This window comes from Burkholderia sp. Ac-20379, assembly GCF_017104645.1.
Lineage (GTDB): Bacteria > Pseudomonadota > Gammaproteobacteria > Burkholderiales > Burkholderiaceae > Burkholderia.
On the sequence record NZ_JAAGPF010000313.1, the window covers coordinates 1 to 8,947 of the forward strand.

3 protein-coding genes are annotated in these 8,947 nt (G+C 70.1%); all 3 read right to left on the bottom strand.

All coding sequences use genetic code 11. From position 1 onward, the window contains the following. Positions 1-2,538 (bottom strand): beta-ketoacyl synthase N-terminal-like domain-containing protein (locus G3N92_RS27185; RefSeq protein WP_241015044.1); only part of this gene is annotated, 2,538 nt, incomplete at its 3' end. Further along, positions 2,535-3,860: an NAD(P)-binding domain-containing protein gene (locus G3N92_RS27190; protein WP_206130683.1), complete on the bottom strand. Its 1,326-nt coding sequence runs from the start codon at positions 3,858-3,860 to the stop codon at positions 2,535-2,537. The genes G3N92_RS27185 and G3N92_RS27190, both read right to left, overlap by 4 nt. Continuing rightward, positions 3,857-8,947, bottom strand: a 5,091-nt coding sequence (locus G3N92_RS27195) for a beta-ketoacyl synthase N-terminal-like domain-containing protein (RefSeq protein WP_206130684.1), incomplete at its 5' end; no start/stop codon positions are given. The genes G3N92_RS27195 and G3N92_RS27190, both read right to left, overlap by 4 nt.

Consider the following 8,947-nt stretch of genomic DNA (forward strand, 5'->3'; position numbering starts at 1 on the left):
GGACAGCGGATCGATCGGCGCGGCGCGCACGCCGCGCGTGCGTTCGACGACGCCCGACACCGCGCCGCCGGCCGCCGGCGTCTCGCCGGCGACGAACGCCGACAGTTGCCGCAGCAAGCCCGCGTGGTCCATCACCGTGCAGGCCAGACGGAAGCGCATCGCATCGCGGCCCGACTGCAGCGTATGGGCGAGATCGCGCAATTGCATGGCGTCGAGCGGCGCGCCGTGTTGCAGGAACGCGAGCAGACGCGCGGCGGCTTCGCGCAGCGCGGCGTCGTTCTTGGCGCTGAGCGGCACCACGAACGGGCCGGCCGGCTGCAGCGCGGCCGATGCAGCGGCGGCATCGGCTTCGGCGCGCGGCCGGTATTCCTCGATCACCAGGTGCGCGTTCGCGCCGCCGGCGCCGAACGAACTGAGGCCCGCGCGACGCGGCAGTTCCACGCCGTCGAGCACCGGCCGCGTCCAGGGGCTGGCCTCCTGCAACAGTTCGAACGGGCTGCCAGCGAAGTCGAGCAACGGGTTCGGCTGCTCGCAATGCAGGCTGCGATACCGCACGCCGTCGCGCATCGCCAGCAGCACCTTGATCAGGCCGGCGACGCCGGCCGCCGTTTCGGCATGGCCGATGTTCGACTTCACCGAGCCGAGCCCGCAGCGCGGCGCGGCCTGCCGGTCGTCGTCCGTCAGGCCGCGATCGCGGTAGAGCGTGTCGAACGCGCTTTTCAGGCCGTCCAGTTCGATCGGATCGCCCAGCGCGGTGCCGGTGCCGTGACACTCGATCAGCGTGACGCTGCGCGGATCGATCTCCGCCTGCCGGTGCGCCTCGACGATCAGTTGCGCCTGCGCGCGCGGATTCGGCGCGGTCAGCGAGGTGGCCGCGCCGCCGTGATTCTCGGCGGAGCCGCGGATCACGCCGAGAATGGTGTCGCCGTCGCGTTCGGCCAGATCGAGCCGCTTGAGCAGCACCGCGCCGATCCCCTCGGCGCGCACGTAGCCGTTCGCATCGCGCGAGAACGTCTTGCAGCGGCCGTCCGGGCAGATCATCCCGACCTGGGAAAACATGATGTGCTGCAGCGGCGAGAGCATCAGGTTCGCACCGCCCGCGATCGCCATCTCGCAGCCTTCGTGACGAATGCTCATCACGGCGCGGTGGATCGCCACCAGCGAACTCGAACAGGCCGTGTCGATCACCTGGCTCGGGCCGTGCACGTCGAGCAGGAACGACAGCCGGTTCGGACAGAACACATGGCCCAGGCCCGTCAACTGCACCGCGTCCATCTGCCCCGACTGGTTCGCGAGCGTGGCGTAATCCTGCAGGTTGATGCCGAGGAAGATGCCGACCTTCCGGCCCGACAGCGAGCCGGGCGCATAGCCGGCGCGCTCGATCAGACGCCACACGCATTCGATGAACAGACGATGCTGCGGGTCCATCAACTCCGCTTCCTTCGGCGAGATGTTGAAGAACGCCGCGTCGAAGCGGTCGTGTCCGGTCACGAAGCCGCCGTACTTGACGTCGGTGAACGCGCCCTGCTTCGGATCGCCGTGCACCGCGCGCCAATCCCAGCGATCGGCCGGCACTTCCTCGATGCAATCGTCGCCGCGCCGCAGATGCTCGGCCAGTGCGTCGAGATCGGGGCTGCGGGCGAAGCGCCCGTCCATCGCGATCACGGCCACGGGGGCGTGCGCGGACGAGGGGCTGCTGGCCGGCTGTGGTGCTGGGGCGGCGGGTTGGGCAGCCGATGGCGCTGCGGGTTGGGCGGCTGGTTGCGGGGCCGATGGCGCTGCGGGTTGAGCGACGGATTGCGCAGCCAATGGCGCTGCGGGTTGAGCGACGGGTTGGGCGGCCGGTTGCGTGGCCGAAGGCGTTGCGGATTGCGCGACGGGTTGCGCGGCCGGTTGTGCGGCGAACGCCGGAGCAGGAGCCGCTTGCAACTGCGCCGGCGCAGGTGCCGCGCCGGCGACGCGCGCGGCTGCCCGGCGATGACGCGCCAGCCATTGCGCGGCCTGCGCGGGATGACGAACGGACGTCGGCGTCGGCGTCGGCGTCGGCGTCGGCGTCGAGGCCGGGGCCGCGACAGGAGCCGCCGCATTCGCCGCATTCGCCGAATCCGACTCAACCGACGCACCCACCGCATCCGCCGCGTAATGCGCAGCAATCGCCGCCCCGTAACGGGAACGCAAAATCTGCGCGAGATCGTTCAGATGACGCGCCTCGAAAAACGTCGTGGGCGCGATCGACACGCCGAAGAACCGCGAGATCTGCACCATGATCTCGGTGATCGAAATCGAATCGATGCCGTAGCGCGCCAGATTCTCGTCCGGCGCGAGCCGCATCTCGGGCATCCGCAGCGCCGCGGCCGCGATGCGCAGCACGTCGCGCTCGAGACGATCGTCGGCCTGCGAGGCCGGTTCGGCCGCGCGTTGTTGCGCCTCGGCGATCGTGGCGGCGCGGGCGGTGCGCTCGCGCGCGCGCTGCATCAGTTCGTCATCGAGCACGGCGCGCATCCGTGCGCGCAATTCGTCGGCGTTTCCGGCATTCATCGCGTCGTAGCCTCGAGTTCGAGCGCGTCCTGCTCCAGCAGGTCGCGATATTTGCGCATCTGCGCCAGCAGCTTCCACAGGTCGGCTTCCCACTGATGGCGGCGCGACTTGACGAAGTAGTCCTGCCCCAGGTCGGGCACATCGACGCGCTTGGCGGCCAGGAACCGTGCGAGCCCGCCCGAGCGCGCGAAGAACGCCCGCGCGTAACTGACCACGAAGCGGCCCTGCGTCTTGAGGCCGTCGCCGAGGCCGCCGGCCGCGTTGATGAAGCCCATGAACAGCAGGTTGTCGAGATGGCGCGGCACCGCGTGCAGGAACAGATCCGGCACGCCGTCCTTCCACTGCAGCAGGTCGGGGGCCAGGAACGGGAAATCGCGGTCGTAGCCGGTGGCGTAGACGATCACGTCGATCTCCTCGCGCGTGCCGTCGGTGAACCGCACCTCGCGCCCGGCGAACGACGCCACCGCGCCCTTCGGCACGATGTCGCCGTGGCCGATGTGATAGAGGATCTGCGAGTTCATCACCGGATGCGCCGCGTCGAGCGGATAGTCGGGCCTCGGCAGGCCGTAGTCCGCGCCGTCGAAGCCGGCCATGCGGAACACTTCCTCGATGTAGGACAGCGTTTCGGCCTTGGTCGCGAACTTGTTGCCCAGTTCCATCATCCATTGCGGCGTGGGCTTGCCCGCGATGAACTTGGGCTGGTAGTAGTAGCCGCGCCGCGTGCTGTGCAGCACGCGGCTGCCGTGATGCACAGCGTCCACCGCGATGTCGCAGCCGGAATTGCCGCCGCCGATCACCAGCACGCGCTTGCCGCGCAACTGCTCGGGCGATTTGTATTCGCTGGTGTGCAGCGTCTCGCCGTCGAAGCGGCCCGGCAGCGGCTGCGGATAGTGCGGCACGCGCTGCAGGCCGTTGCACACCACCACCAGCGCATACGTTGCTTCGGCGCCGCTTTCGGTCACGAGCCGCCACCGGTCGCCCACCGGCTCGAGGCGCGCGACGCGCGCGTTGAAGCGGGCCTTCGGATAGAGCCCGGACGCCTTCGCGCACGCCCGGATGTACTCGAGCATCAAGCGGTGATTCGGATAATCCGGATAGCTGTCGGGCATCGGAAAATCCTGCAACTGGGTGTTGAACTTCGGCGAGATCAAATGCAGCGACGGATACGCCCGGCCGCACGACGCCTCGCTGTTCCAGACGCCGCCGAAATCGGCCTCGGCCTCGTAGAGATCGAAATCGATGCCGGCCGCAAGCAGCTCCCGGCCGATGCCGATGCCGGTCGGGCCGCCGCCGACGATTGCGATTTTGTCTACCGGGTTCATTGGGCTTCCTCCAGGGAAATGCCGGCCAGCGCATCGTAGGCGGCCGTCACCAGATCGTCGAATACCAGGCGCGGCGCGCCCTGCAGGTCATACAGCGCAACCGTCATCGGGCCGGCTCCATCGTGGTCGTGGCTGGCCGCCGCAGCCGGCTCGCGCCAGATCCGAACCAGCAGCTCGTCGGGCAGGCCGCCGCTTTGCAGCACGCTGCCGGCCAGGCTCGGGAAACATCCGCCCGGCGTTGCGCCGCCGGCATACCGCGCCACCAGCGGCCAGACGGCATCGAGCCGCCACGGATCGCGCGCCGCGGCCGCGCCGGGTTCGACCGGCGCGCGCGTGAGGCGCGCGAGCAGCTCGCCGGCCTCGTGATACACCTCGCGTCCGCGCAGCAGCGCGCCGGCGCGCGCCACGTCGAGCGCGGCGGGCCAGCGCGCCTCGGCCGGATCGAGCATCAGCTCGCCGACATGGCACGGCTCGACGGCCTCGCCGTCGGCATGGACGTGATACAGCAGCCCGTCCGGATCCTGCGCGAGCACCACGTTCAGCGCGCGCGGCGAGCCATTGACGCGCATCGGCCGGCCCCACATCAGGTTTTTCAGCCCCGGCACCGGCTGCCCGGTTTCCGACTCCCCGGCCGCGCGGGCCATGTCGAGGAATTCGAGGCCGAGCAGCAGGCGATCGGCGCCCTGCCGAAGATGCGCGAGCGACGGCTCGTCGCCGCGAATCTCGCCAACGTAGCGGATGTGGCCCGGTACGGAGGCATCGCGGGACAGCAGCGGATGCGGATTGCCGGGCGTGGCGGTCGATCGCGTTGCAGCGGTCGATGACGGCGCGATGGTCGATTGCGGTGCAGCGGTCGACTGCGGTGCCGACGCCGATTGCAGCGCGGCGGTCGATTGCGGTGCCGACGCCGACTGCAGCGCAACGGTCGATTGCGGTGCCAACGCCGACTGCGTTGCAGCGGTCGACTGCGGCGCCGCCAACGACTGCTGCACAGCCACCGATTGCGGCATGACTGTAGACTGCGACACGGCTGCCAACGTCGGCGAGCCTGCCAACGGCGGCGCAGCCACCGGCGGCAACGCACCCACCGCGTCCGTCACTGCCGCGGCACGGGCCACCCAATGCCGCTCGATCGCGAACGGATAGCCCGGCAGATGCACACGGCCCTGCCCGGCCGGATACACGCGGCGCCAGTCGAGCGACGCGCCGAGCCGCCAGGCGTCCAGCAGGCGGCCCAGGTCGCGTGCCGCCACCCATGCGTCGAGCAAGGCCCGCGCGGCGCCGTCGTCGACCGACCAGGCCGCCGATTGCGTGGCGTCCGCCGGCTGCACGCCGGCTGCCTGCCAGTTGCCTTCGGCGATCGCCGTCAGCTTGGCGAGCAGATCGGCGCGGCCCTCGAACAGGAATCCGGCCCGCCACACGAACGCCGTGCGGCCGATGGCGAGCGTCGCCGCGAAGCGCTGCAGATCCAGCGCCGGATGCGCGGCCAGATGCCGGGCCAGCGCACCGGCCGTCTCGACGAGCTGCGCGATGCTGGCGGCCGACCAGAGGCAAGCCAGCGGGCCATGCGCGACGGAAACCGGCGCGGCCGCCCCGCTCGCGGGTTCCTCCAGCACCAGATGCGCATTGGTGCCGCTGAACCCGAACGAACTGACCGCCGCGCGCCGCGCGCCGGAACGCGGCAGCGGCCACGGCTGCCGCTCCGTGTTGATGCGGAACGGCGTGCCGCGCAGCACCAGATGCGGGTTCTGCCGCTCGAAGTTGATGGTGGGCGGCAGTTCCCGCGCGCGCAGCGCCAGCATCGCCTTGAGCACGCCCGCCACCCCGGCGGCGGCGAGCGTGTGACCGATGTTGCTCTTCACCGAACCGAGCGCGCACGACGCGTCCGGAGCGGCCCCGGCAAAGGCGTCGGCCAGCCCCTCGACCTCGATCGGATCGCCGAGCGGCGTGCCGGTGCCGTGCGCCTCGATCAGGCCGATGGTGGCCGGATCGAGGCCGAAGCGCCGGTGCACGTCGCGGATCAGACGGGCTTGCGCATGCGGATTCGGCGCGGTGATGCCGTTGGTCTTGCCGTCCTGGTTCAGCCCCCAGCCGCGAATCACGGCGTGGATCGGGTCGCCGTCGCGCTCGGCGTCGGACAGACGCTTGAGCAGCACGACGCCGATGCCCTCGCCCGGCACGAAGCCGTTGGCGCGGTGATCGAAGCTGAAGCAGCGGCCATCCTTCGACAGCATGCTGACCTTGCTGGTGTCGACATGCATCGACGGCCCGATCATCACGCAGACGCCGCCGGCCAGCGCCAGATCGCTCTCGCCGAGCGCCAGGCTCTTGCAGGCCTCGACGATCGCCACCAGCGAACTGGAGCACGCGGTGTCGACCGATACGGCCGGGCCGTGCAGATCCAGCAGATAGGCGATCCGCGCGGCCAGAATCGAGCCGGAATTGCCCGTCAGGCTGTAGCTGTTGCGCTCGCCGACCTGCTCGGCGTAGCCGCTCGGCCCGCTGGCCGCGAACACGCTGCAACGGCTGCCGGCGAGCTGCGCGGGATCGATGCCGGCATCCTCGATGGCGTGCCAGGCGTGCTGCAGCATCAGGCGCTGCTGCGGATCCATCAGCTCCGCCTCGCGCGGCGTGATGTTGAAGAACAACGAATCAAACGCGTCGATATCGTCGATGCTGCCCATCCATTTGCTGTACGACTTGCCCGGCTCCAGCGGATCGGGATGGTAGTGGCTGGCGATATCCCAGCGGCTGGCCGGAACCTCGTCGATGCAATCGCGGCCGTCGCGAATGTTGGCCCAGAAGGCCGACAGATCGGCGGCCTTCGGGAAGCGGCCCGACGCGCCGATGATCGCGACCGGCTCGGGGCTGGTTGCGGCATGACGGGCGGGCTGGAGGGGCTGGGCGGCGAGCGGTTGTGCGAGTGCCGGTGCCGGTGCCGGTGCCGGTGCCGAAGCCGAAGCCGAAGCCGAAGCCGAAGCCGAAGCCGGCGCGATGATGCCGGTTTCGGCCGACGCATCGGCAAGCCCGGCGAACCACGACGACGCCGTCACGTCGGCCACCACATCGGCCGCCGCGCGGGTAGCCTCGGCCATGGCCGGCATCGCAGCAACGGCCACCGGCTCAGGCGCGGCAGCCGGCGATTGCGGGCTCATGTCGGCCACGCGTTCGACCAATGCGCCCACGGTCGGATACGCATAGACGCTGGTTGCCGGCAGCTCGATCGAGAACTGCGCATTGAGCCGCCGCAGCCACGTCACCGCCAGAATCGAATCGAGACCGAGGTCGAGGAACTTCGCACCGTCGCGAATCTCCGCCGCGTCGATCATCAACTCCTCGGCCAGCGTCGCGACCACGACATCGCGAACCGCCGGGCGCACGGCCGTCACGGACGGCGCAGCCGCCACGGCAACGGCTGCCACCGGAACCGGCTGCACCTCCACCGCCGACACCGCCGGAACCGACGTCACGCCCGCCAGCGACGCCACGCGTTCGACCAACGCTCCCACGGTCGGATACGCATAAACACTGGTCGCCGGCAATTCGATCGAGAACTGCGCGTTGAGCCGCCGCAGCCACGTCACCGCCAGGATCGAATCGAGACCGAGGTCGAGGAATTTCGCACCGTCGCGAATCTCCGCCGCGTCGATCATCAACTCTTCCGCCAACGTCGCCACCACGACATCGCGAATCGCCGGGCGCACGGCCGTCACGGACGGCGCAGCCGCCACGGCAACGGTTTCCACCGGAACCGGCTGCGCCTCAACCGCGGACACCGCCAGAACCGACGTCACACCCGCCAGCGACGCCACGCGTTCGACCAACGCGCCCACGGTCGGATACGCATAAACACTGGTCGCCGGCAGCTCGATCGAGAACTGCGCATTGAGCCGCCGCAGCCACGTCACCGCCAGGATCGAATCGAGACCGAGGTCGAGGAATTTCGCACCGTCGCGAACGTCCGCCGCATCGATCATCAACTCCTCGGCCAACGTCGCCACCACGACATCGCGAATCGCCAAGCGCGGCGGAACCGCCGCAACCGGCGGCTGCGGCCGCGCCACGGCCGCCACGGCCGCTTCGACCGGCGCCACGCGCGGCAGATAAGCGGCGCGCGCGTCCTGCTCGCGAAACGCGCGCTGGATCCGTTCGTTCACCTGGGCGTTACCGATGAAGGTCGTTTCGTGCATCGCCAACTCGCGCTCGAAGGTGTGCGCGAGCCGCGCGCCGAGCCGCGCACGCTGCTCCGCCTTGACGCGCAGCAGTGCGTCGCGCGGCGCGCGCGCCAAACCGTGCGCGAGCGCCATGGCATGCGGCACCACCTGCGCGGACGGCAGCACCGTCGCGACACCGCGGCGGGCCAGCTCGTGTCCCTTGTACTCGCGCGCCGAAAACAGCACCTCGCGGCCCAGTTCGTCGCCGAGCCGGTCGGGGAACACCAGCGTCGCGCCCGCGCCCGGCGTGAAGCCGAAACGCAGATAGTTGCTGTGATAGACGGCTTCGGCGGCGAACAGCCGCAGATCGCCGAACATGCCGAGCGACCAGCCCGCGCCGAGCGCATGGCCCTGCATCGCGGAAATCACCGGCAGCGGACAATCGAACGGCAAGCTGTAGATCTTCAGATCGGTGAAGCGTCCGTCGCCGCGTTGCAGATCCTCCAGCCCTTCGCGCGTGCCGCCGCACGCGAAATAGCGGCCGTGGCCGGTCAGCACCACCGCCTTGAAATCGGGCGAACGCGCGATCCGCTCGAACGCGTCGAGCAGATCGCGCATCAGGCGCGGCGTGAACATGTTGCGGTGTTCGTGCTCGATCATGCGCACCACCGCCACGCCGTCGTCGTACGCGTCGAGTTCGACCGTGCCGCCGTCGAACCGCAGCGTGCTCGCGATGCGCGCGGCAGCGGCCGGCGACGGCGTGCCCCAGACGGCGTCGTCCAGTGGCGCCGCAGGATGCGCCGGCAGCGCGCCGCGCATGTGACGCTTCAGCTCGGCCAGCGCCAGACGCGGCGCCTGGGCAACCTGTTGCGCCAACGCCTGCGCCTCGACCTCGACCTGCGCCGCGTCGACGATCGCGCCGCGCGCGCCAAG

Excerpts from the sequence above, each read along its gene's own strand:
- G3N92_RS27190 (WP_206130683.1), bottom strand. The coding sequence starts at position 3,860 with ATGAACCCGGTAGACAAAATCGCAATCGTCGGCGGCGGCCCGACCGGC.